Origin of the sequence: Klebsiella pneumoniae complex sp. WS1778 (assembly GCF_049472055.1) — a bacterium.
In the GTDB taxonomy this organism is placed as follows: domain Bacteria; phylum Pseudomonadota; class Gammaproteobacteria; order Enterobacterales; family Enterobacteriaceae; genus Klebsiella; species Klebsiella quasipneumoniae.
On the sequence record NZ_JBKGTJ010000001.1, the window covers coordinates 1,394,503 to 1,421,496 of the forward strand.

The 26,994-nt window shown below is 57.2% G+C and carries 23 protein-coding genes and 2 pseudogenes; 13 read left to right on the plus strand and 12 right to left on the minus strand.

Going from position 1 to position 26,994, the window contains the following annotated elements; genetic code table 11:
- Positions 1–24: 24 nt before the first annotated feature.
- Both sdaA and ACLEXF_RS07125 read left to right on the plus strand, forming a co-directional pair.
- Positions 25–1,389, plus strand: a complete 1,365-nt coding sequence (gene sdaA / locus ACLEXF_RS07120; RefSeq protein WP_004203344.1) for an L-serine ammonia-lyase — start codon at positions 25–27, stop codon at positions 1,387–1,389.
- A 189-nt stretch (positions 1,390–1,578) separates the two neighbouring features.
- Positions 1,579–3,135, plus strand: coding sequence for an EAL domain-containing protein (locus ACLEXF_RS07125; protein WP_043520546.1), 1,557 nt, complete (start codon positions 1,579–1,581; stop codon positions 3,133–3,135).
- 36 nt (positions 3,136–3,171) lie between these two features.
- Here the strand turns inward: ACLEXF_RS07125 and yoaE are convergent, their stop codons facing one another.
- Positions 3,172–4,734, minus strand: a complete 1,563-nt coding sequence (gene yoaE / locus ACLEXF_RS07130) for a CNNM family cation transport protein YoaE (protein WP_004203354.1) — start codon at positions 4,732–4,734, stop codon at positions 3,172–3,174.
- A gap of 446 nt (positions 4,735–5,180) precedes the next feature.
- Here yoaE and manX point away from each other — a divergent pair, with 446 nt between their 5' ends.
- From manX to mntP, 5 genes are all read left to right on the plus strand, one after another.
- Positions 5,181–6,152 carry a PTS mannose transporter subunit IIAB gene (manX, locus tag ACLEXF_RS07135; protein WP_004203357.1) on the plus strand — a complete coding sequence of 324 codons (972 nt, stop codon included), beginning with the start codon at positions 5,181–5,183 and terminating at the stop codon, positions 6,150–6,152.
- A 56-nt stretch (positions 6,153–6,208) separates the two neighbouring features.
- Positions 6,209–7,009 carry a PTS mannose/fructose/sorbose transporter subunit IIC gene (locus ACLEXF_RS07140; RefSeq protein WP_004203359.1) on the plus strand — a complete coding sequence of 267 codons (801 nt, stop codon included), beginning with the start codon at positions 6,209–6,211 and terminating at the stop codon, positions 7,007–7,009.
- Between the two features lie 12 nt (positions 7,010–7,021).
- Entirely contained in the window at positions 7,022–7,873 is an 852-nt protein-coding gene (locus ACLEXF_RS07145; RefSeq protein WP_004145526.1) for a PTS mannose transporter subunit IID, read from the plus strand.
- A 62-nt stretch (positions 7,874–7,935) separates the two neighbouring features.
- Positions 7,936–8,394, plus strand: a complete 459-nt coding sequence (locus ACLEXF_RS07150) for a DUF986 family protein (protein WP_004203361.1) — start codon at positions 7,936–7,938, stop codon at positions 8,392–8,394.
- Between the two features lie 419 nt (positions 8,395–8,813).
- Complete coding sequence (mntP, locus tag ACLEXF_RS07155; RefSeq protein WP_017900206.1) at positions 8,814–9,380, plus strand: manganese efflux pump MntP; 567 nt, start codon at positions 8,814–8,816, stop codon at positions 9,378–9,380.
- Between the two features lie 3 nt (positions 9,381–9,383).
- Here mntP and rlmA read toward each other — a convergent pair whose 3' ends face one another.
- The 6 genes and pseudogenes from rlmA to mgrB all read right to left on the minus strand — a co-directional run bounded on the left by rlmA (position 9,384) and on the right by mgrB (position 13,642).
- Positions 9,384–10,178 carry a 23S rRNA (guanine(745)-N(1))-methyltransferase gene (rlmA, locus tag ACLEXF_RS07160; RefSeq protein ID WP_004203363.1) on the minus strand — a complete coding sequence of 265 codons (795 nt, stop codon included), beginning with the start codon at positions 10,176–10,178 and terminating at the stop codon, positions 9,384–9,386.
- Positions 10,179–10,239: 61 nt separating this feature from the next.
- A complete protein-coding gene (gene ftsI / locus ACLEXF_RS07165) occupies positions 10,240–11,988 on the minus strand; it encodes a peptidoglycan glycosyltransferase FtsI (RefSeq protein WP_182949103.1) in 1,749 nt (582 codons plus the stop codon).
- Positions 11,989–12,175: 187 nt separating this feature from the next.
- Positions 12,176–12,385, minus strand: a complete 210-nt coding sequence (cspE, locus tag ACLEXF_RS07170; RefSeq protein WP_001062678.1) for a transcription antiterminator/RNA stability regulator CspE — start codon at positions 12,383–12,385, stop codon at positions 12,176–12,178.
- Positions 12,386–12,470: 85 nt separating this feature from the next.
- A pseudogene (locus ACLEXF_RS07175) lies at positions 12,471–12,542 on the minus strand (DUF2627 domain-containing protein); the annotation flags it as partial.
- A 591-nt stretch (positions 12,543–13,133) separates the two neighbouring features.
- A complete protein-coding gene (locus ACLEXF_RS07180; protein ID WP_004203366.1) occupies positions 13,134–13,424 on the minus strand; it encodes a YebO family protein in 291 nt (96 codons plus the stop codon).
- Positions 13,425–13,498: 74 nt separating this feature from the next.
- Complete coding sequence (gene mgrB, locus ACLEXF_RS07185) at positions 13,499–13,642, minus strand: PhoP/PhoQ regulator MgrB (protein ID WP_002911375.1); 144 nt, start codon at positions 13,640–13,642, stop codon at positions 13,499–13,501.
- A 159-nt stretch (positions 13,643–13,801) separates the two neighbouring features.
- Here mgrB and ACLEXF_RS07190 point away from each other — a divergent pair, with 159 nt between their 5' ends.
- The gene (locus ACLEXF_RS07190; RefSeq protein WP_004203368.1) at positions 13,802–14,041 is read left to right on the plus strand and encodes a YobH family protein; all 240 of its coding nucleotides are present in this window, start codon (positions 13,802–13,804) and stop codon (positions 14,039–14,041) included.
- A 55-nt stretch (positions 14,042–14,096) separates the two neighbouring features.
- Here the strand turns inward: ACLEXF_RS07190 and kdgR are convergent, their stop codons facing one another.
- Positions 14,097–14,888, minus strand: coding sequence for a DNA-binding transcriptional regulator KdgR (kdgR, locus tag ACLEXF_RS07195; RefSeq protein WP_004203369.1), 792 nt, complete (start codon positions 14,886–14,888; stop codon positions 14,097–14,099).
- A gap of 177 nt (positions 14,889–15,065) precedes the next feature.
- Here kdgR and ACLEXF_RS07200 point away from each other — a divergent pair, with 177 nt between their 5' ends.
- Positions 15,066–16,436, plus strand: coding sequence for an MFS transporter (locus ACLEXF_RS07200; RefSeq protein WP_064177965.1), 1,371 nt, complete (start codon positions 15,066–15,068; stop codon positions 16,434–16,436).
- Positions 16,437–16,505: 69 nt separating this feature from the next.
- On the opposite strand, the gene htpX is transcribed toward ACLEXF_RS07200, so the two are convergent.
- The 4 genes and pseudogenes from htpX to ACLEXF_RS07220 all read right to left on the minus strand — a co-directional run bounded on the left by htpX (position 16,506) and on the right by ACLEXF_RS07220 (position 20,966).
- Positions 16,506–17,390: a protease HtpX gene (gene htpX / locus ACLEXF_RS07205; RefSeq protein ID WP_004203371.1), complete on the minus strand. Its 885-nt coding sequence runs from the start codon at positions 17,388–17,390 to the stop codon at positions 16,506–16,508.
- Between the two features lie 235 nt (positions 17,391–17,625).
- The gene (gene prc / locus ACLEXF_RS07210; RefSeq protein ID WP_004203373.1) at positions 17,626–19,674 is read right to left on the minus strand and encodes a carboxy terminal-processing peptidase; all 2,049 of its coding nucleotides are present in this window, start codon (positions 19,672–19,674) and stop codon (positions 17,626–17,628) included.
- Positions 19,675–19,693: 19 nt separating this feature from the next.
- Positions 19,694–20,371, minus strand: coding sequence for an RNA chaperone ProQ (gene proQ / locus ACLEXF_RS07215; protein WP_004203375.1), 678 nt, complete (start codon positions 20,369–20,371; stop codon positions 19,694–19,696).
- A gap of 81 nt (positions 20,372–20,452) precedes the next feature.
- Positions 20,453–20,966, minus strand: a pseudogene (locus ACLEXF_RS07220) (GAF domain-containing protein).
- 132 nt (positions 20,967–21,098) lie between these two features.
- On the opposite strand from ACLEXF_RS07220, the gene yebS reads away from it, so the two are divergent.
- The 4 genes from yebS to ACLEXF_RS07240 all read left to right on the plus strand — a co-directional run bounded on the left by yebS (position 21,099) and on the right by ACLEXF_RS07240 (position 26,902).
- Positions 21,099–22,382, plus strand: coding sequence for a membrane integrity lipid transport subunit YebS (yebS, locus tag ACLEXF_RS07225; protein ID WP_004203379.1), 1,284 nt, complete (start codon positions 21,099–21,101; stop codon positions 22,380–22,382).
- Entirely contained in the window at positions 22,351–24,984 is a 2,634-nt protein-coding gene (locus ACLEXF_RS07230; RefSeq protein WP_017900210.1) for a PqiB family protein, read from the plus strand. Before yebS ends, ACLEXF_RS07230 begins: the two co-directional genes overlap by 32 nt.
- Before the next feature lie 128 nt (positions 24,985–25,112).
- Positions 25,113–26,546: a 16S rRNA (cytosine(1407)-C(5))-methyltransferase RsmF gene (gene rsmF, locus ACLEXF_RS07235; protein WP_017900211.1), complete on the plus strand. Its 1,434-nt coding sequence runs from the start codon at positions 25,113–25,115 to the stop codon at positions 26,544–26,546.
- A 116-nt stretch (positions 26,547–26,662) separates the two neighbouring features.
- On the plus strand, positions 26,663–26,902 hold the full coding sequence (locus ACLEXF_RS07240) for a YebV family protein (protein WP_002911393.1): 240 nt from the start codon (positions 26,663–26,665) through the stop codon (positions 26,900–26,902).
- Positions 26,903–26,994 lie beyond the last annotated feature (92 nt).

A 26,994-nucleotide genomic window follows, 5' to 3' on the forward strand; every position in this document is an offset into this window, starting at 1 on the left:
GGTAACCCTGTCAGGAGTATTATCGTGATTAGTCTATTCGACATGTTCAAGGTGGGGATTGGTCCCTCATCTTCCCACACTGTTGGCCCGATGAAGGCCGGTAAACAGTTCGTCGATGACCTGGTCGAAAAAGGATTGCTTAATGCAGTGACCCGCGTGGCGGTTGACGTCTACGGTTCGCTGTCATTAACCGGCAAAGGCCACCATACGGACATCGCCATTATCATGGGACTGGCGGGCAATCAGCCCGATACGGTCGATATAGACGCGATACCGGCATTTATCCGTGACGTCGAGACACGCGGCCGTCTGCTGCTGGCCAACGGTCAGCACGAAGTCGACTTCCCGGCGGATGACGGCATGCGTTTTCGCAGCGACAATCTGCCGCTGCACGAAAACGGCATGACCATTCATGCCTGGGCCGGCGAGAAAGAGATCTACTGCAAGACCTATTACTCGATTGGCGGCGGCTTTATCGTCGATGAAGAGCACTTCGGCAAAGAGAACGCCAACGAACTGCAGGTGCCCTACCCGTTTAAATCGGCGCAGGAAATGCTGGCCTACTGCAAAGAGACCGGCTTGTCGCTCTCCGGGATGGTGATGCAGAACGAGCTGGCGCTGCACAGCAAAAAAGAGATCGAGGACTATTTCGCTAATGTCTGGCAAACCATGCGCGCCTGTATCGACCGCGGCATGAACACCGAAGGCGTGCTGCCTGGCCCGCTGCGCGTACCGCGTCGCGCGTCGGCGCTGCGTCGTCTGCTGGTGGCCAGCGATAAGCTCTCCAGCGATCCGATGAACGTCGTTGACTGGGTCAACATGTTCGCGCTGGCGGTCAATGAAGAGAACGCCGCTGGCGGTCGCGTGGTGACCGCGCCGACCAACGGCGCCTGCGGCATCGTTCCGGCGGTACTCGCCTATTACGATCACTTTATCGAATCCGTCAGCCCGGAGATCTATATCCGCTACTTTATGGCCTGCGGTGCGATCGGCGCGCTGTACAAGATGAATGCCTCCATTTCCGGCGCGGAAGTCGGCTGTCAGGGCGAAGTAGGCGTCGCCTGCTCGATGGCGGCGGCGGGTCTGGCCGAACTGCTCGGCGCCAGCCCGGAACAGGTCTGCGTGGCGGCGGAGATCGGCATGGAACATAACCTCGGACTGACCTGCGACCCGGTCGCCGGCCAGGTACAGGTGCCGTGCATTGAACGTAACGCCATCGCCTCCGTGAAAGCGATCAACGCCGCGCGGATGGCAATGCGCCGCACCAGCGAACCGCGCGTCTCGCTCGATAAAGTGATCGAGACCATGTACGAAACCGGCAAAGACATGAACGCCAAGTACCGCGAAACTTCGCGCGGCGGACTGGCGATTAAAGTTCAGTGTGACTAAAGTGTTGGCTTTCGCCTGCCCCCTCCCGGTGCGCAGGCGTGAAGCGAGGGGAACTGAAAGCCCCCTGCCTTCCTGATGCGCCCTCTGTGGCGCATTTCTTTTTTCTATACCTGACGATATTCTGCCACTACAATTGCTCTATTAAATAAGCCACGCTTAACCACTCGTCCTGTCGACAGGGTGTCGCACATGCAGACTGCACAAAAAGTCATTACGGCCTATCGTCGCAAACGCATTATTGTCTGCCTGCTGGTAGCCCTGGTGACCCTGGGCGCCACCTTAGCTATCCGATTTATTTCGCAGCGTAGCGAAAATGAAGGCTATATTCGCATGGCCGCCAGCCAACGGGTGGCGGCGCTGGATAATATCCTGCGTCCGCTGAGCGCGCAGCGAACCACTCTGCTTCCTCTGGTGGGTCACCCCTGCCCGGATATCCATCTGTCGCTGCGTAAAATCGCGGCCTCGTTGCAGACCGTTCGTTCCGTCGCGCTCGTGACGTCAGGTATCGTTTACTGTTCGAGTATTTTTGGGCCGCGACAGGCGGATTTACATCGCCTGCAGCCTGCGCTTCCTGCACCCCGTCCTCTGCTGCTCTTTTCGAACGACAGCTCCTTGCTCAAAGGCTCACCGGTGCTGATACAGTGGTATCCAGCCTCGGAGAGAGGCGTGGACGGCGTGATGCTGATTGTCAATATCGAGCTGCTGGGGACCTTAATTCTCAACGAAAAATCATCCCTGATAAGCGACGTCAGCCTGCAGGTTGGCGATCGTTATTTTAGCAGCAGCCATGGGCTTCTCGAGAAAGCGCATACCCCGCCGGGAACGGTGATTTATCGCCAGCGCTCTACCGAGTTTCCGTTTATCGTCAATATCAATGGCCCTGGCGCCTCGGCGATTGCGCTTGAGGAGCTGCCCGGCGAGCTGCCGCTGGCGCTGATCTTCAGCCTGTTGATGACCGGCATCGCCTGGCTGGCCACCGCCGGCAGAATGAGCTTCTCGCGGGAGATAAGCCTCGGTATTTCCGCCCGGGAGTTTGCCCTCTGGTGCCAGCCGCTGCAGGATGCGCGCAGCGGCCGCTGCTGCGGGGTGGAGATCCTGCTGCGCTGGAACAACCCCCGCCGCGGTGCGATTTCGCCGGAGGTGTTTATTCCCATCGCCGAAGGGGACAATCTGATCATCCCCCTCACCCGCTACGTGATTGCCGAAACCGCCCGCCGTCTGGATGCTTTTCCCCGCGACCGCCAATTTCATATCGCGATTAACGTCGCTGCCCGCCACTTTGCCAACGGCTTACTGCTGCATGACCTGCATAATTACTGGTTCAGCATGAACCCGGTACAGCAGCTGGTGGTCGAGCTGACCGAACGCGATGTCCTGCAGGATGGCGACCAGCACATGGCCGAAGATCTGCACCAGAAAGGCGTCCAGCTGGCGATCGATGACTTTGGCACCGGCAACAGCTCCCTGTCGTGGCTGGAAACACTGCGCCCGGACGTGCTGAAGATTGACCGCTCGTTTACCAGCTCGGTGGGGATAGACAGCGTCAATGCCACGGTGACCGATATCATTATCGCCCTCGCCAACCGGCTGAATATTATTACCGTTGCCGAAGGGGTGGAGACGCAGGAACAGGAAAGCTACCTCAGAGACCACGGTGTCGATGTGTTGCAGGGGTTTTATTATGCCCGGCCGATGCCGGTGGAGGCATTCCCGGCGTGGCTGGCCAGTCGAGAGGCAACAGAATAACGCGCCGGTCCCCGTGGGGACCGGCGCGCAGGACGATTACTCTTCTTCGTCGCTCGGCGGACGGGTGACCACCGCGCGAACCAGATCGACCCGGTAGTCATTCGCTTCCACCACGGTGAAATGCAGCGGCGGCAATGACACCACGTCGCCAATGCGCGGGATATGGCCATTGGCGGAGATCACCAGACCGGCAACCGTAGCAATATCCTCATCGTCATTGATCAGCGGATCCAGCCCCAGCGCCTGCTGCAACGCATGCAGGTCGGTCGACCCCTTAATAAGCCAGCCGTCGCCATCGATAACGATCTCCGGCGTCTCATCGGCGTCCGGGAATTCTCCGGCGATCGCTTCCAGAACGTCCAGCGGGGTCACCAATCCCTGCACCACGCCAAATTCATTGGTCACGATGACGAAACTACCGCGGGCGCGGCGCAGGACGCCGAGCAGATTGATCGGGTCCAGCGTTTCAGGTACCACGATCGCCGGGGAGGCGGAGGCCAGCGCCGCGACGTTTTCGCCCGACTCCAGAGCCACCAGCATCTCCTTCGCCCGCACGATACCAATGATTTCATCCAGTTCTCCGCGGCAGACCGGGAACAGACTGTGCGGCGACGAAAGCAGCTGACGGCGAATTTCATCTTCACTCTGCTCGGCGTCGACCCAGCTGATTTCCCCGCGCGGCGTCATGATGCTGCGCAGAGAGCGCTGAGCCAGGGTCAGCACGCCGTTAATCATGTAGCGCTCTTCTTCCGCAAAGGCGCCTTCCGGTACCGGCACCGCCGCCGGGCTGTCAGCGTCGTGGTTGACGGAGGCCTGTTTATTACGGCCGCCCATCAGACGCAAGATCGCATCCGCGGTACGGGCGCGCAGCGGCAACGTCGACTGGTGACGTACAAAGTTGCGGCGCGCCACCTGGTTAAAGAACTCAATGATGATCGAGAAACCGATCGCCGCGTAAAGGTACCCTTTCGGAATATGGAAGCCAAACCCTTCCGCCACCAGACTCAGGCCGATCATCAACAGGAAGCTCAGACAGAGCACCACCACCGTCGGGTGCTGGTTGACAAAGCGCGTCAACGGCTTGGAGGCCAGCAGCATCATGATCATCGCGATCACGACCGCTGCCATCATCACCGGCAGATGGTTCACCATCCCGACCGCGGTGATCACCGCGTCCAGTGAGAAGACGGCATCCAGCACTACGATCTGCAGTACCACCACCCAGAAACTGGCATAGCCTTTCCCGTGACCGGCATCGTGCTGGCGGTTTTCCAGCCGTTCATGCAGCTCAGTTGTCGCCTTGAACAGCAAGAAGATCCCGCCAAGCAGCATGATGAGGTCACGCCCGGAAAAGGAGAAATCGGCGATAGTAATCAGCGGCTTCGTCAGCGTCACCATCCAGGAGATCACCGACAGCAGCCCCAGGCGCATCACCAGCGCCAGCGACAGGCCGATCAGTCGCGCTTTATCACGCTGCTTCGGCGGCAGTTTGTCCGCCAGGATGGCAATAAACACCAGGTTATCAATACCGAGCACAATTTCCAGAACGATAAGCGTCAACAGGCCGGCCCAGATTGAGGGATCCATTAACAATTCCATGTGCGACTCCGGTTAGCGGCAAGGTCAGTCATCGCCATGTCATGCACGGACGCGACAATAGATGCTGAAAGATAAGCGTGATGCGTGGAGGTGGCAACCAGGTGCCAGAAAGTGAAAAGACGTCGATGACGGTCCATACTGCGGGCTATGCCCTATACTCCTGAGTAATTAAACGGAAGTTAAACATAGCAAAATATAGAGCGAAATTGGAAAAGATTTACCTGAATTTGCAATAACTAAGGCTATTTTTTGCGCTGCAAAATTATTAGCAGGCGATGCCTGATTAACGGATCTTCATCACATTAATTATTTTTTCACTGTCTAAAATAATTCGCGGTAGTAACTATTTTCTATCTTACACCCTAACTGAATCGATTTTGTCCTCAAGAGTGATTCAGGATGTATCAAAGCAGATGATGCATTCACGATAATAAAGGAGGTAGCAAGTGACGATTGCTATTGTAATAGGCACACATGGTTGGGCTGCAGAACAGCTGCTGAAAACAGCAGAGATGCTGTTGGGCGAGCAGGAAAACGTTGGCTGGATCGATTTCGTTCCGGGTGAAAACGCCGAAACGCTGATCGAGAAATACAATGCCCAGTTGGCAAAACTGGATACCAGTAAAGGCGTGCTGTTTCTCGTCGATACATGGGGAGGCAGCCCGTTCAACGCTGCGAGCCGCATTGTCGTCGATAAAGAGCACTACGAAGTTATCGCCGGCGTCAACATCCCGATGCTGGTGGAAACCTTCATGGCCCGCGATGACGATCCTTCCTTTGATGAGCTGGTCGCCTTAGCGGTAGAGACCGGCAGCGAAGGCGTGAAAGCGCTGAAGGCCAAACCGGTGGAAAAAGCGGCCCCTGCGCCCGCTCCAGCCGCGGCGCCTAAAGCCGCAGCACCGGCCAAACCGATGGGTCCGAATGACTACATGGTGATTGGCCTCGCGCGTATCGACGATCGCCTGATCCATGGTCAGGTCGCCACCCGTTGGACCAAAGAGACCAACGTCACCCGCATCATCGTCGTCAGCGACGAAGTCGCCGCAGATACCGTGCGCAAAACCCTGTTGACCCAGGTTGCGCCGCCAGGCGTCACCGCCCACGTGGTGGACGTCGCCAAAATGATCCGCGTCTACAACAACCCGATGTACGCCGGACAGCGCGTCATGCTGCTGTTTACTAACCCGACCGACGTTGAGCGCGTCGTCGAGGGCGGCGTGAAAATCACCAGCGTCAACATCGGCGGTATGGCGTTCCGCCAGGGCAAAACCCAGGTTAACAACGCGATTTCGGTCGATGCCAAAGATATTGAGGCGTTTAACAAGCTGAACGCACGCGGTATCGAGCTGGAGGCACGTAAAGTGTCCACCGACCCGAAACTGAAAATGATGGATCTGATCGCCAAGGTCGATAAATAACCCGGACGATCGCGCCCCAGTTTTCACTTTAAGACTTAATCAACAGGAGAAGTACAATGGAGATTACCCTTCTTCAGATTGTGCTGGTGTTCATCGTCGCGTGTATTGCGGGTATGGAGTCGGTGCTTGATGAATTTCAGTTCCACCGTCCTCTGGTCGCCTGTACGCTGATCGGCGCCGTTCTCGGCGATATGAAAACCGGTATTATTATCGGCGGTACGCTGGAAATGATCGCCCTGGGCTGGATGAACATCGGTGCGGCGGTTGCCCCTGATGCCGCGCTGGCGTCCATTATTTCCACCGTTCTGGTTATTGCCGGCCATCAGAGCATCGGCGCCGGCATCGCGCTGGCTATCCCGCTGGCGGCTGCAGGCCAGGTGCTGACCATCATCGTGCGTACTATCACCGTAGCCTTCCAGCACGCGGCGGATAAAGCGGCGGAGAATGGCAACCTGACCGCCCTGTCGTGGCTGCACGTCTCGTCCCTGTTCCTGCAGGCGATGCGTATCGCTATCCCGGCCGTCATCGTGGCCATTTCCGTCGGTACCAGCGAAGTCCAGGGCCTGCTGAACGCAATCCCTGAAGTGGTCACCAGCGGCCTGAACATTGCCGGCGGCATGATCGTGGTGGTTGGTTACGCGATGGTCATCAATATGATGCGCGCGGGCTACCTGATGCCGTTCTTCTACCTCGGCTTCGTCACCGCCGCCTTCACCAACTTCAACCTGGTGGCCCTGGGCGTGATTGGCGCGGTCATGGCAATCCTCTACATCCAGCTGAGCCCGAAATATAACCGCGTCGCCGGTGCCCCGGCTCAGGCGGCTGGTAACAACGATCTCGATAACGAACTGGACTAACAGGTGAGCGAAATGGTTGATATGACTAAAAATACCACCGAGAAAAAACTCACTCAGAGTGATATTCGTGGCGTGTTCATTCGTTCTAACCTGTTCCAGGGTTCATGGAACTTCGAACGTATGCAGGCGCTGGGCTTCTGCTTCTCTATGGTTCCGGCGATTCGTCGTCTGTACCCGGAGAATAACGATGCGCGTAAGCAGGCGATTAAGCGTCACCTTGAGTTCTTCAATACCCATCCTTACGTTGCCGCTCCGGTACTGGGCGTAACCCTGGCGATGGAAGAGCAGCGCGCCAATGGCGCAGAGATTGACGATGGCGCTATCAACGGCATCAAAGTCGGTCTGATGGGGCCGCTGGCCGGTGTCGGCGACCCAATCTTCTGGGGCACTGTGCGTCCGGTGTTCGCGGCCTTAGGCGCCGGGATCGCGATGAGCGGAAGCCTGCTCGGCCCTCTGCTGTTCTTTATCCTGTTCAACGCGGTGCGACTGCTGACCCGCTACTATGGCGTCGCCTACGGCTACCGCAAAGGCGTGGACATCGTGAAAGATATGGGCGGCGGCTTCCTGCAGAAACTGACTGAAGGGGCGTCAATCCTCGGCCTGTTTGTCATGGGGGCGCTGGTTAACAAGTGGACGCACGTGAACATTCCGATGGTGGTGTCAAAAATCACCGGCTCTGACGGACAGGTTCATGTCACCACGGTGCAGACGATCCTCGACCAGCTGATGCCGGGCCTGGTACCGCTGCTGCTGACCTTCGCCTGTATGTGGCTGCTGCGTAAGAAAGTTAACCCGCTGTGGATCATCGTTGGCTTCTTCGTCATCGGTATCGCGGGCTACGCTGTCGGCCTGCTGGGTCTGTAATTTCCAGGTTGTACGCCGGGGGCTAGCCCCCGGCTTTTTTTTATCAGGAGGAACGCAAAGCAATGACATTCACGGACCTGGTGATCATCCTGTTCATCCTTGCGCTACTGGCCTACGCGGTGTATGACCAGTTTATTATGCCGAGGCGCAACGGCCCGGTGCTGCTGGCCATTCCCCTGCTTCGCCGCAGCCGCGTTGACGGCCTGATCTTTGTCGGCCTCATCGCCATTCTAATCTATAACAACATCACCCAGCACGGCACCCCAATCACCACCTGGCTATTGTCTGCGCTGGCGCTGATGGGACTCTATTTATTCTGGATCCGTACGCCGAAAATCATTTTCAAACCGCGCGGCTTTTTCTTCGCCAACGTGTGGATAGAATATCAGCGAATTAAAGAGATGAATTTATCCGAAGACGGCGTGCTGGTGATGCAATTAGAGCAACGGCGGCTGCTGATTCGCGTACGAAATATCGACGATCTGGAGAAGATATACAAACTTCTTGTTTCAACTCAATGAGTTATAAATATAGCCAGCGCTATGTTTTTTCCGATTTCGTCTGGGGGATTATATAGCCATGGCTATATTTCCCCACCTGCTCTTCTGTTTTTCATTAACTATTTATTTACTTATAAATTCAAATGAAAATCGTTATCATTTGGTTATTAAAATAGCCCTCTTCTGTTATTGTTTTATATTCTAAAAATATGTTAAGGTTGCGCCCGTCGTTGGGGAGTAGCCGATTTCCTGCCCGCCAGGAAATGTACGTGTCAACATACTCGTTGCAAAACGTGGCACGTACGGGTTGAAGTGATTCAATCAGGCGAGACCATAGATACATCACTGCTGTACGTATTGCTCAGCCATTGAGCGGCTCCGCGTATATTTACTGGGGGCAGCGATGTGTCATATGGATTATCCCCGGTCAGGACAGGCACATGAATTTATCCGCAACCCTTCTTCTCGCTTTCGGCATGTCTATGGACGCCTTCGCGGCCTCTATTGGCAAAGGCGCCACCCTGCACAAACCCAAATTCTCAGAAGCAGTGCGCACCGGGCTGATTTTTGGCGCTATTGAAACCCTGACGCCGCTGGTCGGCTGGGGACTGGGCATGCTGGCCAGCCAGTTTGTTCTCGAATGGAACCACTGGATTGCCTTTATTCTGCTGGTGTTTCTCGGCGGGCGGATGATCATCGAAGGGTTTCGCGGCGACAGCGACGAGGCGTGCGAGGCGCCTCGCCGGCATGGCTTCTGGCTGCTGGTCACCACCGCCTTCGCCACCAGCCTTGACGCCATGGCGGTCGGCGTCGGTCTGGCCTTCCTGCAGGTCAGCATTGTCACCACCGCGCTGGCGATCGGCTGCGCCACCTTTATCATGTCGACGCTGGGGATCATGGTAGGTCGCTTTATCGGCCCGCTGCTGGGCAAACGGGCCGAAATTCTCGGCGGTATCGTGCTGATTGGCATCGGCAGCGAAATCCTCTGGAGCCATTTCGCCGGTTAAGCTTTACTCCTCGCGCTGCCAGCAATGGATCATAAAATCGGTCTGGCAGCCAAAGGTTGCCTGCTGACGCAGCGCGTCATGCACGTCGGCGTTGGCCCGCCACGCGAAAGGCGTCATCTGCAGCAGGGCCTGCGCTTCACTGCCCGTCAGGGTCATCGGATAAGCCAGCTGCTGCTGCGCATCCAGGCGGAACCCCGGCATCGCTTCCGTCTTCAGCTCATGCAGGCGGATCTCATCGTAAATCAGCCCTTTCAGCTCCAGCAAATGGCGGGGTCCCGGCGTGGCGGTGATCACCCACCCGCCAGGCCGCACCACTCGCGCCAGCTCACCGGCGTTGCAGGGGGCGTAAATGCGCACTACCGCATCGAAGCTGTTATCGGAGAACGGCAGACGCTGGCTGGAGGCGACGCAAAAATTCACCTGCGGATAGCGTTTTGCCGCCGCGCGGATTGCCGGCTTCGATACGTCCAGCCCCCAGCTGCGGCTGGCGATGGCGGCAAACGCGTGGGTGTAATATCCTTCGCCACAGCCGATATCCAGTAACGCCTGAGGGGCAGCGTGCCGCAATCGCTCAGCGATAGCGTCCCGCAGCGGCTGATAATGCCCGGCGTCGAGGAACGCCCGACGGGCCTGCATCATCTCAGCGCTGTCGCCGGGATCGCGCGACCGTTTGAACTGCACCGGTAGCAGATTGACGTACCCCTCTTTCGCCAGATCGAACTGGTGCCGCTGCGGGCAGGAATAGTGGTTGTCGCTACGGCTGAGCGGCGCGTGGCAAAGGGGGCAACTGTATGACATGACGGCTCCGGTGTCGCTGAAAGGGCGAAAGTGTAGCGCTATTCGCCCTTGCAGACCACTGTTACAGCGCCGGCGCCAGCGGGTGGCTGTCGTGCATGACGATCAGATTCTCCGCGCCTTGCGGCATACCGTCCGGCATGACGTTCTCCAGCCGCAGGACGTCGCCCATAATCTGGCTGAATACCGGAGCGGAAACGGCCCCGCCGTAATACGAGCCATTGCTGGGATCGTTCATCACTACCACCAGCGCGAACTGCGGACGGCTGGCGGGCGCCACGCCGGCGGTATAGGCCACATATTTATCAATATATTTGCCGTCCGGACCGATCTTCTTCGCCGTCCCCGTTTTTACCGCCACCCGGTAGTCGCGCACCGCCGCCTTGGTGCCGCCTCCGCCCGGGAGCGCCACGCTCTCCATCATATGCTCCACGCTGTGGACAATATTCTCCGGCATTACGCGCGTGCCAATCACTGGCGGGTCGATACGGGTGATCGACAACGGTCGTTCAATGCCGAAGCCGCCGATGGTGGCATAAACGTGTGCCAGCTGGAGCGGAGTCACCATCAAACCATAGCCGAAAGCGAAGGTGGCGCGATCCAGTTGCCCCCAGTAGCGACGATGCGGCATCAGCCCAGCGCTTTCCCCGGTCAACCCCAGCCCCGTCGGCTCGCCGAAGCCGAAAGCCGTATAGGTGTCAATCAGATGCTGCACCGGCATGGCCAGCGAGAGATGCGACACGCCGGTATCGCTGGATTTCTGCAGGATCCCGGTCAGGCTCAGCTCCGGATAATAGCCGACATCGCGGATACGGTGGCCGTCAAGGACAAACGGATGGGTGTCCACCACGCTGTCCGGCTGGACAATCCCCTGCTGCAGCGCGGTCATGATCACCAGCGGTTTGACGGTCGACCCCGGCTCGAAGGTATCGCTGATGGCCCGGTTGCGAAAATCATCCAGCGTTGCGGCATCGCGATTGTTTGGATTGAAGTCGGGATAGCTGGCCATCGCCAGGATCTCGCCGGTATCGATTTTGATCAGCACCGCTGCCCCTGACTCGGCTTTATTCCAGCGAACAGCGTTGTCGAGGGCATCTTCCGTTACCGTCTGCAGGCGCTCATCGATACTCAACTGCAGATTATGCGCCGGCACCGGCGGTACTTCGGTAATATTCTCAATCACATTGCCATGTTTATCTTTACGCACCAGACGTCGCCCGGGTTTACCGGTCAACTGGGCGTTGAAGCTTTTCTCCACCCCTTCGATGCCCTGATTATCGACATTGGTAAAGCCCAGCAGATTGGCAGCCACGTGGCCTGCCGGATAGAAACGCCGCGATTCATCACGCAGGTAGACGCCAGGCAGATGCAGTTTATCAATCCACCCCGCCTGCTCGGGATTGATCTGCCGCGCCAGATAGAGAAAGCGGGCGTGAGGATGGCTCTGTACCCGCTGGGCCAGTTCCCCGAGGTTGAGATGCAGCGCTTCGGCCATCGCCTGCCAGCGGGGACCGTAGCCGACGCCGCCTTTCTCCATGGTGGTCTGCGGATCGATCCAGATCGCGCTAACCGGAACGCTCACCGCCAGCGGTCGTCCTTCCCGGTCGGTGATCATCCCCCGCTCAACCGCAACGGGCTCTTCGCGCAGAGAACGCATATCCTCTTGTTTTACCAGATTATCGGGGGAAACAATCTGCAGCCAGCCCACGCGGGCCAATAGCAGTCCCAGACAACCGAGTATGGCCACACAGAGTAACCCGAAGCGAATCGGGGTAAAGCTGGCGGCGGACTTCATTTTTTTGTTTAGCACCATAGCTCCGGCATTGTTTTGCAACCAACTGATTTAACAGAAAATTAGCAAAACAGACTGCTACACAATGCTAATAAAGTTGAGTATTTGCAACAAGACGCGACGAGAGGGGGAAAAATGACATGCTTTGCAATAAAAACGCAAAAGCCCCGCACAGGCGAGGCTTTTATACAAGAAGAGTGGTCTTGTATCAGATAGCAGTTACGTTAACTGCAGCCGGACCTTTCTGGCCGTCCTGAATTTCGAACTCAACGTTCTGGCCTTCAGCCAGAGTTTTGAAGCCGTTACCCTGGATAGCGGAGAAGTGTACGAACACGTCTTTGCTGCCATCAGCCGGAGTAATGAAACCAAAACCTTTAGACTCGTTGAACCACTTAACTTGACCTTTAATCTTTGCCATTTGCAAAATTCCTTAGACTGTTTTCTTCGCCTGCTGGCGTTTACATAGATAAAACTGACACATAACTGCATGAGGCACTAATTTAAGGTTCGGCAGAGAAGCGGTATTCAACGACAACGTGTTTACTCAGGACTTCTTTACTGAAAATGCCACACATAAACAGAACTGTACCTCGTTTAACCCGAAAGGTGTTATCACACACTACGTAAATAATGGCAAGCCATTTTTAAACGTGTCTCGATCGTTCGCACAAATTATAAGGTAATCCTTTGATCGCCTGCACATTTATGCGTCTTTGCCGCCCCTGGCAAGGCGCTATGGCGTTTATCAATAACGCCGGAGCGCTGCCTTGTAACTGCAACTTTTTTACCATAGCTCAACAACTTCGCTTCGTCCAGGTATGTCCGTATACGAACTGCCAGTATACGGGCGACTGACGAGCCATGATGAATATTGATGCGCAAAATTCGTTATAACCCCAGACGAAAAATCGCTAAAGCCAGGCCAGTGTAGTGATAATAAATCCTTTCAGTCGTCTCGCTAAAAATAGTACTAATTCTGCACCTTAATAATGAAAAAAAGATGACAGCGTCACGTTATCCGACAATAAACGCGGCGGGGATCACTTTATTTACAGCGTGTATAAAAGAGGATAGTGCATTGAGAAAGGAATAATGGAATAAGAATAAGATATTACCGACCGCTATCATGCAGGTGCGCATCATATGATGCACACCTGTCGAGGTACTTAGCGCTCTGCCACCAGGCGGATAAACTCATCCTCCCCTTTCGCCTTACCGGCGACGGTCGGCTCGACCACGTCCTCTTTTTCCGGCGCACTGGCTTCGCACAGGCGACGTAGCAGCGCATTCTGCCGCTTTTGCTGATCCAGCAGAGCCTGCAGCAGTTCTATCTGCTCATTCGCCCGCGAGCTGGCGCGGTTGACGAAGAACCATAACAACAGACCGACAAGCAGCAGCGCCACAGACACGGCCAGCGATGCCAGATTTAAGATCCCAGGATTTAGTAACTCACTCATTTCACCACCTCAAAGAGAAGGCGTTCATTCTACCACCCGCGGCGCAGAAGGAAATCAGTCGTCAGAAAAATGTCTTACCACGGGATAAATTTATTGATAGTGCAAATGCCGCTGAAAAACTGAACATCCTGGTCGCACATTACGTTAAGCATCTGAGTCCACAGCAACAGGCAGCCTGCTATGATGACTATCAGTAAAACCCACCGTAATTTTTTCACTCCACTCTCCGCATCAGTACTTTATGTCGCCAGGATAACACGGCCTTCTTAAACCGCGGCTAACTGTAATACGAAAGGCAAGTTTAGGAATCATCGACTTGTTTCAAAACGTGTTCGTGTCAAAATCACGGCAAGGATCATACAAATAATGAGGCATCAATGCGATTAATCATTCGTACTATTGTGGTCGTGGCTATCTTATGGATTGGCGTATTATTAAGCGGCTACGGGGTATTATTCCACAGTGAAGAAAACGTCGGCGGCCTGGGCCTGAAGTGTCAATATCTCACCGCCCGTGGGGTCAGTACCGCACTTTATGTGCATTCCGATAGCGGCGTGATCGGCGTCAGCAGCTGCCCGCTGCTGCGTAAAAGCGCAACCGTCGTGGATAACGGCTAATATCGAATCGGCGACCGCGACGATAGCGCCGCGGTCGCCGAATGCTTCAGCGCGGTCAGAAGGGGTAGTCGTTGTAGCCCATCTGCTCAGAAATCTTGCGTGCCGCCTGGTGCAGCATCGCCACATATTCATGCAAACGTTCTTCAGAGAACCGTAAGGTCGGGAAAGAGATACTCAACCCGGCGATGACTACGCCGAAACGGTCGAATACCGGTACCCCAATGCAGCGCAGCCCCTCTTCCTGCTCTTCGTTATCTTCGCCGTATCCCTGCTCGCGAACGCCATCCAGCACCTTGAGCAACTCAGCGGTACTGGTGATGGTCCGCTCGGTGCTGCGTTTATACTCCACGCCGTCAAGGATCTGCTCCACTTCGCTGCGATCGCGCCACGCCAGCAGTACCTTGCCAATCGCGGTGCTGTACAGCGGATTGCGACGGCCGATACGAGAGTACATCCGCAGGTTGTACATCGAGTCAATCTTGTGAATGTAAACAATACTGTCTTCATCCAGCGCGCCGAGATGGATCGTCTCTTTCGTCAGTCGGGAGAGTTCCCGCATCTGAATATCGGCGCTGCGCACCAGGTCGACGTTCTGCAGCGCGCGCGCCCCCAGCTCGAACAGTTTGAGCGTGAGGGAGTATTTCTCAGACTCTCCCTCCTGCGCCACATAGCCCAGTGATTTCATGGTCTGTAAAAAGCGATAAACGGTGCTTTTCGACATCATGACGCGCTGGGACAGTTCGGTAATGCCAATTTCACGCTCTTCACCCAGCGCCTGCAGGATGCCGAAAACCTTCAATACCGAAGAGACAGAATCTGGCTGTTTATCCAAATCTGCACCTGCCATTTATCACCTCGTCGTAACTGTTTTATAAAATTTAGAACCGGTTTTTATTATAAATTCGCCGCCTCTGCGCCGCAATCATTCTTCTGCCACTTCGTTACAAATCTGCGACATACTGCGGAATAATCAATGCTAAACTCATCATTCAAAAAACCGTTTCATTTAAGACTCATTTTCACCATGGATAAAAACTCTTCCGATGGCGTGCCGCTGCCGCAGCGCTATGGCGCCATTCTGACCATTGTGCTTGGGCTGACCATGGCCGTGCTCGACGGGGCCATCGCCAACGTCGCGCTGCCGACCATCGCCAGCGATCTTAACGCCTCCCCGGCGGCTTCAATCTGGATCGTTAACGCCTACCAAATCGCCATTGTGATCGCCCTGCTACCGCTCTCTTTCCTCGGCGACATGGTCGGCTATCGTCGTATCTATAAGATAGGCCTGGTAGTGTTTATCTTTACCTCGCTGGCCTGCGCCCTGTCGCGCAGCCTCGAAATGCTAACCTTCGCCCGCGTCGCCCAGGGGCTGGGCGGCGCCGCGCTGATGAGCGTAAACACCGCGTTGATCCGCCTGATTTATCCGCAGCGCTTTCTCGGTCGTGGCATGGGTATCAACTCCTTTGTCGTCGCCGTCTCTTCGGCGGCAGGCCCGACGATCGCCGCTGCGATCCTCTCCCTCGCCTCATGGCAATGGCTGTTTTTAATTAACGTGCCTCTCGGCATCGTCGCCTTACTTCTGGCGATGCGCTTTCTGCCGCCCAACAGCGCGCGCAGCAAAATCGTCCGCTTCGATTTGCCGAGCGCCATCATGAACGCGCTGACCTTCGGGCTGTTGATCACCGCCCTGAGCGGTTTCGCCCAGGGCCAGTCCACTCAGCTGGTGCTGGCGGAGGTCGCCGCTATGCTGGTGGTGGGCTTTTTCTTCGTTCGCCGTCAGCTCACGATGCCCGTCCCGCTGCTGCCGGTCGATCTGCTGCGCATCCCGCTCTTCTCCCTCTCTATCTGCACCTCCATCTGCTCTTTCTGCGCGCAGATGCTGGCGATGGTCTCTCTGCCCTTCTTCCTGCAAACAATGATCGGGCGCAGCGAAGTGGAGACCGGCCTGCTGCTGACGCCGTGGCCGCTGGCAACGATGGTGATGGCGCCGCTGGCCGGTTATTTAATTGAAAAATGCCATGCGGGGTTGCTGGGGGCCATTGGGCTGCTGGTTATGGCCTGCGGCCTGTTCGGCCTGGCGCTGCTTCCGGCGTCGCCCAGCGATCTGGATATTATCTGGCGTATGGCGCTGTGCGGCGCCGGCTTCGGGCTGTTCCAGTCGCCAAACAACCACACCATTGTCGCCTCGGCCCCGAGCCATCGCAGCGGCGGCGCCAGCGGCATGCTGGGTACCGCTCGCCTGCTCGGCCAGAGCACCGGCGCCGCGCTGGTGGCCCTTTTATTCAACCTGCTCGGCAACAGCGGCACCCACACCGCCCTGCTGCTGGCCGGCATCCTGGCGACCGTCGCTGCGCTGATTAGCGGTCTGCGCATCACTCAGCCGCGCGCAGCCTGACGATTAAGGACAAAAAAAATCCGCAGCCTTCGGGCTGCGGATTTTTATTTTCAGCGTCAGATTGACGGACTATTTCAGATATTCTCCGCTACGCAGCGCTTCAATACGCTTGTCCAGCGGCGGGTGGGTCATAAACAGCTCGCTCATGGACTTCGCTTTACCGTTGATGCAGAACGCCATCATGCTGCTGGCTTCCTGCGGCTCATAGCTGGTTTTCAGGCGCTGCAGGGCGGCAATCATCTTCTCGCGGCCCACCAGACGCGCCGAGCCGGCATCAGCATGGAATTCGCGATAACGAGAGAACCACATGGTGATAATGCTGGCCAGAATACCGAACACCAGCTCCAGCACCGTGGCGACGGCGAAGTAGATCAGCGGATTACCATTGCTGCTCTCGCCTTCATCTTCCCGGTTGCCGCCGAGGAAGCCGGCCGCAATCTGCGCGATAACGCGGGAGATAAAGATAACGAAGGTGTTCACCACCCCCTGAATCAGAGTCATGGTGACCATATCGCCATTGGCGATGTGGCTGATTTCATGGGCGATGACCGCTTCCGCTTCATCACGGCTCATGTTTTGCAACAGCCCGGTACTGACAGCGACCAGCGAGGCGTCGCGACGCGCACCGGTAGCGAAGGCGTTGATGTCAGGGGCGTGATAGATAGCCACCTGCGGCATGGCAATGCCCGCCTGCTGCGCCTGCTGCGCAACGGTGTTCATCAGCCAGCGTTCCGTTTCGTTGCGCGGCTGCTCGATCACTTCCCCACCCACAGACTTCAGCGCCATCCATTTCGACATCATCAGCGAAACGATAGAACCACCGAAGCCGAACAGCAGGGCCATAATCAACAGACCGGTCATGCTGCTGGATTGGATCCCCGTGAGGCTTAACACCAGCCCGAACACGACCATCACTGCCAGGTTCGTCAGCAGGAAAAGCGCGATTCGCATCATAATTTTCTTTTTACCTCAATTTAACAAAACGCACTATGCGATTACCCACATCGTATGGGTCAGGCTGCAATTTTCAACCATCAGCCCCCGCTAAGTCACGATAAAAACACAACTTTACATTTTGTAGCATCTTGCTGACAGCGGCAGAGCAGGTTGACATTTTGTTAGATGAGCTGAATGGCGATGACAAAGGGCATAAAAAAAACGGGCACCTCTCAGGGTGCCCGTTGGCGACTTATTGGCTGGCCGGGGGTTCCACCGCCGGGCGCGCTTTTTCGAGATGGGCGAGGTCTACCGCGATATGGACCGTCTCATCAAGATACGGATCCGGCTCCTGGTAATCCTTCGGCAAATCGTCCAGTTTTTTCAGCGGCGGTTTGCCTTCGCGTTTCAGGCGATCGTTAATCCGCGCCAGACGAATCGCATCATCCTCTTCGTTCTCTTTTTCACGCTGAGCGTAGTTCAGAGAGACGATGTTACGTTTGTCCTTCATCGCGTTATAACGGGCAATATCCTTCATGATGTACTGGAACTCAGGATCCTGGGCAATACGCTCGTCGTGGCGCTTGAGCAGTTCCGGTCCAAATGGGGTCAGATCCCCGGACTTCACGTAGGTGGCCGCGTTGATGCTATCCCACGGCAGCGCGTTGTCTTCATACTGCTCGCCGGTTTCGCGATCTTCATTGCCGGTTGGCATCATGATATCCGGCGTAACGCCTTTGCGCTGAGTACTGCCGCCGTTAATGCGGTAGAACTTCTGGATGGTGTACTGCACGGAACCTAACGCCGGCCAGTCCGGACGCAGCATCTGATCGTAGATACGATTCAACGAGCGATACTGCTGTACGGTACCTTTGCCGAAGGTCGGCTCGCCAACGATCAGCGCGCGGCCATAATCCTGCATTGCGGCGGCAAAGATCTCAGACGCCGAGGCGCTAAAGCGGTCAACCAGCACCACCAGCGGCCCTTTGTAATAGACTACGCCATCGTTATCGCTGTCTTCGCGCACCTTGCCATTGTTATCCCGCACCTGCACCACCGGGCCGGACGGAATAAACAGCCCCGACAGCGATACCGCTTCGGTCAGCGCCCCGCCGCCGTTGCTGCGCAGATCGATAACGATGCTACTGACGTTCTGTTTTTCCAGCTTCTGCAGCTGCACCTTCACATCATCGGTCAGGCCAACGTAAAAGCCCGGGATATCCAGCACGCCGACTTTTTCTTTACCAACGGTTTTCACCGACATCTTCACCGCGCGATCTTCCAGCCGGATGCGCTCGCGGGTCAGGGTGACGATACGCGTCTTGGCCCCTTTGCCTGCCGGCAGGATCTCAAGGCGAACCTTGCTGCCCTTCGGCCCTTTAATTAGCGCCACGACGTCATCCAGACGCCAGCCAATGACATCGACCATCGACTTCCCGGTCTGGCCGACGCCGACGATGCGGTCGCCGACGCTGATCGCTTTGCTCTTCGCAGCCGGACCACCGGCCACCAGCGAATTAATCACCGTGTAGTCATCATCCATCTGCAGCACAGCGCCGATCCCTTCGAGTGAGAGACTCATCTCGGTGTTGAACTGCTCGGTATTGCGCGGCGACAGATAGTTGGTGTGCGGGTCGATTTCGCGGGCGAAGGCGGTCATCGCCAGCGAGAAGACATCCTCGCTGTTGGTTTGCGCCAGACGACGGATAGCGAACTTGTAGCGACGGGTTAAGGTGTCGCGGATCTCTTTATCGTCTTTTCCCGCCAGCTTCAGGCTTAACTGGTCAAATTTAACCTTGGCGTCCCACAGCTTGTTCAGCTCGGCCTCGTCTTTCGGCCACGGCGCTTTGGAGCGGTCAAGGTTGAAATTGTCGTTGCCGGTAAAGTCCATCGGACGTTCCAGCACCTTCAAAGCATACTGATAGCGCTCGAAGCGGCGCTGCTGCGCCAGGTTGTAGAGGTCGTAGAAGACATCCAGTTTCCCGGTGCGCAGTTCGTCGCCGATTTGGTCTTTTTTCGCCGCGAACTTCGCCACATCGCTGGCCAGCAGCACATTATGGCTGTAGTCCAGCAGGTTCAGATAACGGTCAAAAATTTTTGCCGAGAAGGCGTTGTCGAGATCGAACTGACGGTAGTGAGAGCGGGTAAAGCGCGACGTCACGCGCTCGCTCACCGTCGCGTGCTGCGGCTCTTCTTTCAGCACGGGGATTTGATCTGCACGGGTTATTTCATCAACAGCGAAGGCATGGCCTGCTATTGCCAGCAGGCCCGCAAGCGCGGTGATTTTAAAAAATGTGTTCATGCCTGGCCCGGCCTCCGTTTCAGAACACCAGGTGTTCTGCGCGTACAATCATTGACATACCAGAAGTCAGCTGTACACGAACGCCATCTTTGGTGATTTCCAGAACGGTGGCGTCCATTGCGTTATTGCCTGCTTTTACCTTCAGCGCCTGGCCGACGGTCAGAACGGAAACATCCGATACCGGAGTAAGACGCTCTTCACGCGGAGCTTTGGCCGCAACAGGACGCGGTTTACGCTGTTCAGCGCCCTCTTTACGACGCGGCTGCTGAGGACGCGGTTTACGCTCGCGGCGAACGCCTTCATCCGGCTGGCCTGCAGCGGCAGCGGCTTCGCGTTTTTTCGCCTGCTGGGCAGCGCGCTGCGCCTGAACGCGAGCTTTCGCTTCTTCCAGCTGCTGACGCGCATGGGCAATGTGCTGCTCTTCCAGTTCGCCGCACGGGTTGCCGTCCAGGTCAACGCGGATAGCGCCGGCTTTTACGCCGTAGAGATAGCGCCAGCTCGAGGTATAGAGACGTAATGCAGCGCGAAGCTGGGTTTTGCTGAGATTCATCTCACCACCCACTCGCTCAACGAGATCCTGAAAAATTCCGATTTTCAGGGGGCGCGCTTCGCCTTCAGCGCTGAAGCACTGAGGGAAACGTTCGGCCAGAAAGGCGATAACTTCTTTACTGCTATTCAACTTAGGTTGATTTTCCATGAAATTTCCTGATTACAACGGACGTAGCCAACAAGCCGCAGGCATGAACAGGCGACATTATAATGACGTCCTCGCTAAATGCTACGTTATCCGTTGATTATCCCACGACACGGGTAAAGATTTTTTGATAATCAGTGGCCGCGATAAGTTTTTCCAGATGCTCGACCAGCGTGCGCAACCCCTGCTCATCTTCAGCAGTGAAGCGGCCGTAAGCCGGACTGTCGATATCCAGCACGCCGATAATCTGGTCGTTCACGCGCAGGGGGAAGACAATTTCCGAATTACTGGCGGCATCGCAGGCAATGTGGCCGTCAAAGGCGTGGACGTCCTCGACGCGCTGCACCTGGGCTTGCGCCACCGCCGCGCCGCATACGCCGCGCCCAACCGGGATCCGGACGCAGGCCAGTTTGCCCTGGAACGGCCCCAGCACCAGGGTATCGCCTTCCAGAAGATAGAAACCGGCCCAGTTGACCTCGCCCAGTCGTTCAAACAGCAGCGCGCTGGTATTAGCGATCATCGCCAGAAAACTGGTTTCACCTGCCATTAATGCCTGGAAATCGCGGTTCAAATCCGCGTAAAATTCTGTTTTGCTCATTATATCTTCACTTGGTTGTCTTACTGCCTCATACGTACAGCCTACTAAAATAAGCATTAAATGCGCTTGGGCTCAAGATGAATTCATTCATAGGTTAAGATAGTGAGATACATTCATTCCTGTACGTAATAAATGCCGATAAAAACACCCACCCTTAAGCCTGCGAATAAGATGGTCGTGCATGCCGTCAGCACGCCGCTTCCCTATGCGCATTATCAGCGCTGTACGCAGTGTGACATGCTGTTCCGCTTACCGGTGCTCAAACGCAACCAAAGCGCCTGGTGTCCACGCTGTAACGCGAAGGTGCGCGATGGCCGCGACTGGTCGCTGACCCGTCTGGGCAGCATGGCCCTGGCCATGCTGCTGTTAATGCCCTTTGCCTGGTCCGAACCCCTACTGCGCCTTCACCTGCTGGGGGTTCGCATTGACGCCAACGTCCTGCAGGGGATTTGGCAGATGACCGCGCAGGGCGACCCGCTTACCGCCGCGATGGTGCTGTTTTGCGCGGTGGTCGCCCCGGTACTGCTGGTGGTCTCGATTAGCTATCTGTGGCTGGGCAACGTGCTGGGGATGAACCTGCGCCCGGTGCTGCTAATGCTCGATAAGCTCAAGGAGTGGGTGATGCTGGATATCTATCTGGTGGGCATCGGCGTCGCCTCCATCAAGGTGCAGGATTACGCCTTTCTGCAGCCCGGCATCGGCCTGGTGGCGTTTATCTCCCTGACGCTGCTGAGTATCCTGACGCTTATCCATATGAACGTCGAAGAGCTATGGGAGCGCTTCTATCCCGAACGGCCGGCGACCCGCGCCGATAACAATCTGCAGGTGTGCACCGGCTGCCACTACACCGGCTACCGCGACGCCCGCGGCCGCTGCCGACGCTGCCACACGCCGCTGCACCATCGCCGGCCGCAGAGCCTGCAGCGCAGCTGGGCGGCGCTGATTGCCTCGCTGGTTTTCCTCCTACCGGCCAACCTGCTGCCGATCTCTATCATCTACGTCAACGGCGCGCGCCAGGAAGACACCATCCTTTCCGGGATCATCTCCCTCGCCAGCAGCAATATCGCCATTGCCGGCGTGGTATTTATCGCCAGTATTTTGGTGCCATTCACCAAAGTTATAGTGTTATTTACCCTGCTGCTCAGCATACAATTCAAGTGCGAGCAGGGGCTGCGCACCCGCATCCTGCTGCTGCGGCTGATAACCTGGATTGGCCGCTGGTCGATGCTGGATCTGTTTGTTATCTCACTCACCATGTCGCTCATTAATCGCGATCAGCTCCTCGCCTTTACGATGGGGCCGGCCGCGGTTTACTTTGGCGGCGCGGTAATTTTAACTATTCTTGCAGTTGAATGGCTGGACAGCCGCTTACTTTGGGACGCACATGAGTCAGGAAACGCCCGCTTCGCAGACTGAAGCCAGAATAAAAACCAAACGTCGTATCTCGCCATTCTGGCTGTTGCCGGTCATCGCGCTGCTGATTGCCGCCTGGCTCATCTGGACCAGCTTTGACGACCGCGGATCGACGATTACTATCGATTTCCAGTCTGCTAACGGCATCGTGCCGGGGCGGACGCCTATCCGCTATCAGGGGGTGGAAGTCGGTACCGTCCAGGATATTAGTCTCAGTAAAGACCTGAGCAAGATTGAAGTTTCCGCCAGCATCAAGCGCGATATGAAAGAGGCGCTGCGCAAAGATACGCAGTTCTGGCTGGTCACGCCGAAAGCCTCTCTGGCCGGCGTGTCGGGCCTTGATGCGCTGGTGGGCGGGAACTATATCGGCATGATGCCGGGCAAGGGCGAACCCGAAGATCACTTCGTCGCCCTCGACACTCAGCCAAAATACCGTATCAACAACGGCGAGCTGATGATCCACCTGCAGGCGCCCGACCTTGGCTCTCTGAGCAGCGGCTCGCTGGTCTACTTCCGTAAGATCCCGGTCGGGCGGGTGTATGACTTCACGCTGAATGATAATAATCAGGGGGTCACCATTGATGTGCTGATCGAGCGCCGGTTCACCAACCTGGTGAAAAAAGGCAGCCGTTTCTGGAACGTCTCGGGGATCAAAGCCGATGTCGGCCTGAGCGGGGCCAAAGTGCAGCTGGAGAACCTTTCCGCGCTGGTGAACGGTGCCATCGCCTTTGACTCCCCTGCCGATTCGCAGGTCGCGTCGCAAAACGATGACTATCATCTGTATGAAGACCTGGCGCACAGCCAGCGCGGGGTGGTGGTGACCCTTGACCTGCCTGACGGCGACGGCCTGAAAGCGGGCTCGACGCCGCTGATGTATCAGGGGCTGGAAGTGGGCCAGTTAAGCAAACTGAATCTTAACCCCGGCGGCAAAGTCACTGGCGAGATGACCGTCGATCCAAGCGTGGTGACCCTGCTGCGGGAGAAAACGTTGATTCAGATGAAGAAGCCGAAGATCTCCCTCGATAACCCCAGCGTCAGCGCCCTGCTCACCGGCAATACCTTTGAGCTGGTGCCCGGCGAAGGCGAGCCGCGTAATCACTTCTCCGTCATGCCAGCGGATAAAGCGCTGCTGGAGGAGCCCAATGTCGCCACCGTCACCCTTTCGGCGCCGGAGAGCTACGGGATCGACGGCGGCCAGCCGCTGGTGCTTCACGGAGTGAAAGTCGGCCAGGTGCTGGAGCGCAAGCTGACGGCCAAAGGGGTAACCTTCCAGGTGGCGATTGCCCCGGAATACCGCGATCTGATTCGCGGCGACAGCAAGTTTGTGGTGAACAGTCGTCTGGACGTCAAAGTGGGACTTGATGGCGTGCAGGTGCTGGGCGCCAGCGCCAGCGAATGGGTGAACGGCGGGATCCGGGTGATCCCGGGTGAAAAAGGCGAAATGCAGAGCAGCTATCCGCTGTACGCCAACCTCGAAAAGGCGCAGGAAAACAGCCTGAGCGAAGTGCCGACCACCACCCTGAGCCTCTCCGCTGAGACGCTGCCTGACGTTCAGGCTGGCTCGGTGGTGCTGTATCGTAAATTCGCCGTCGGCGAGATCATCGCCGTGAAACCGCGCAAAGACGCTTTCGATATCGATCTGCATATCAAGCCGGAATACCGCTACCTGCTGACCAACAACAGCGTCTTCTGGGCGGAAGGGGGTGCGAAGGTTAAACTTGACGGCAACGGACTCACCGTTCAGGCCTCGCCGCTGGCCCGCGCCATAAAAGGGGCGATCAGTTTCGATAACCTCAACGGCAGCAGCGCCAATGCGCGGCTGAATAACAAACGTATCCTTTACGCTTCTGAAACGGCGGCGCGCGCCGTGGGCGGCCAGATCACCCTGCATGCGTTCGACGCCGGGAAGATGGCGGCCGGGATGCCGATTCGCTATCTCGGCATCGATATCGGTCAGATCCAGTCGCTGGAGCTGATCACCGCCAAAAACGAGGTGCAGGCGAAAGCCGTGCTTTATCCGGAATACGTCGGCACGTTTGCCCGCGCCGGGACCCGCTTCTCGGTGATCACCCCGCAGATCTCCGCCGCGGGCGTGGAGCATCTCGACACCCTGTTCCAGTCCTATATTAACGTTGAGCCCGGACGCGGCCCGGCGCGCCGCGACTTTGAGATCCAGGATACGACGATCAGCGACTCGCGCTATATCGACGGCCTGAATATCGTGGTGGAAGCACCGGAGGCCGGATCGCTCGGCATCGGTACGCCGGTGCTGTTCCGCGGCCTGGAAGTCGGGACGGTGACCGGTCTGTCGCTGGGATCGATGTCTGACCGGGTCATGGTTAAGATGCGCATCAGCAAGCGCTACCAGTACCTGGTGCGCAATAACTCGGTGTTCTGGCTGGCCTCGGGTTACAGCCTCGACTTCGGCCTGGTTGGCGGCGTGGTGAAAACCGGGACCTTCAATCAGTTTATCCGCGGCGGGATCGCCTTTGCCACGCCGCCGGGTACGCCTCTGGCGCCGAAGGCCCAGGACGGCAAGCACTTCCTGCTGCTGGAGAGCGAGCCGAAAGAGTGGCGGGAGTGGGGCACCGCCCTGCCGCAGTAATCCTCGCCTCCCCTTCTCCCGCCCCGGCAAACGCCGGGCGCGGGCAGACACAAACCTCACGCCCCGGTGTCCTGCACCGGGGCGTTTGTGCTAAACTGCGCACCCTTTTTTTCTGTGGTGCGCTGCCTGTGGCCGAAAATACTGTCTATTTCCCTGAAGCGTTTCTCGCTCAAATGCGCGCGGCGATGCCGGCGCACCTCTCTTTCGACGAATTTATCGCCGCCTGTCAGCGCCCGCTACGCCGAAGTATTCGCGTCAATACGCTGAAAATCAGCGTCGATGATTTTCTCTCTCTGGTCGCCCCCTATGGTTGGCAGCTGACGCCGGTCCCCTGGTGCGAGGAGGGATTCTGGATCGAGCGGGACGACGACGACGCGCTGCCGCTGGGCAGCACCGCCGAACATCTCAGCGGTCTGTTCTATATACAGGAAGCAAGCTCAATGCTGCCGGTCGCCGCCCTGTTCGCCGATAACCCGCAGCCTGAACGAGTCATGGACGTTGCTGCCGCTCCGGGGTCGAAAACCACCCAGATCGCCGCCCGGATGGGCAATGCGGGCGGCATCCTGGCGAATGAGTTCTCCGCCAGCCGGGTGAAAGTGCTGCATGCCAACATCAGCCGCTGCGGCATCAGCAACGTCGCCCTGACCCATTTCGACGGCCGGGTGTTCGGCGCGGCATTGCCCGAAGCCTTCGACGCCGTTCTGCTTGATGCCCCCTGCTCCGGCGAAGGGGTGGTACGCAAAGATGCGGACGCGCTGAAAAACTGGTCGCCGGAGAGCAACCTCGACATCGCCGCCACCCAGCGCGAGCTTATCGACAGCGCTTTCCATGCCCTGCGCCCCGGCGGGACGCTGGTCTATTCGACCTGCACCCTGAACCGCGAAGAAAATCAGTCCGTCATTCACTGGCTGCTGTCCCGCTACCCGCAGGCGGTGGCGATCCAGCCGCTGGGAGAGCTGTTTCCCGGCGCGGCCGATGCCTTAACCGCCGAGGGATTTCTGCATGTTTTCCCGCAGATCTACGATTGTGAAGGCTTCTTTGTCGCCCGCTTGCGCAAGACGGCGGCTATCGATCCGCTCCCGGCGCCGGGCTACAAGGTCGGCAAGTTCCCGTTTGCGCCGCTGAAGGGCCGGGAGGCCGCCGCGGCGACCGCCGCCGCCCGCGCTGTCGGGCTGGAATGGGACGCGAGCCACACGCTGTGGCAACGGGATAAAGAGCTGTGGCTATTTCCGCAGTCTATGGAGCCTCTGTTTGGTCAGGTGCGGTTTTCGCGCATTGGCGTGCGTCTGGCGGAACTGCACAATAAGGGTTACCGCTGGCAGCATGAGGCGGTTATTGCCTTTGCCGCGCCGCAGCGCGCCTTCGAGCTGACGCTGGAGGAAGCGGAGGAATGGTATCGCGGACGCGACGTCTATCCGCAAACCCCGCCAGCGCAGGATGAAGCCATTGTCACCTTCCAGGGCGTGCCGCTGGGCCTGGCCAAGCGCGTCGGCTCCCGTCTGAAGAACAGTTACCCGCGCGAGCTGGTACGCGATGGGAAACTTTTTGCCGGCAAGGTGTGACGCCGCGCAAAAAATACGCACTTTTTGACTGGCGGTTTTCCCCCCATTGACTACGCTGAAAAATGACGACCGCAACTGGTCGTACCACAACTCAGCTGAAAAAATGGGGTGAAGCGATGAGTAAAACCAATGTCCGCATCGGCGCGTTTGAGATAGACGATGCCGAACTGCATGGTGAACATCAGGGTGAGCGAACGTTAAGCATTCCCTGCAAATCCGATCCAGATTTATGTATGCAGCTTGACGCCTGGGATGCCGACACCAGCGTTCCCGCGATTCTCAATGGTGAACATTCCGTCCTCTACCGTAAACATTACGACCGCCAGTCCGATGCCTGGGTCATGCGCCTTGCCTGACGCCAATGAACCCGTCGCCTGAGACGGGTTATTTATTTCCCCGTCCCGCCGTCATCCCCTACACTAAACAGTATGTCCCCCCGAACATGAGG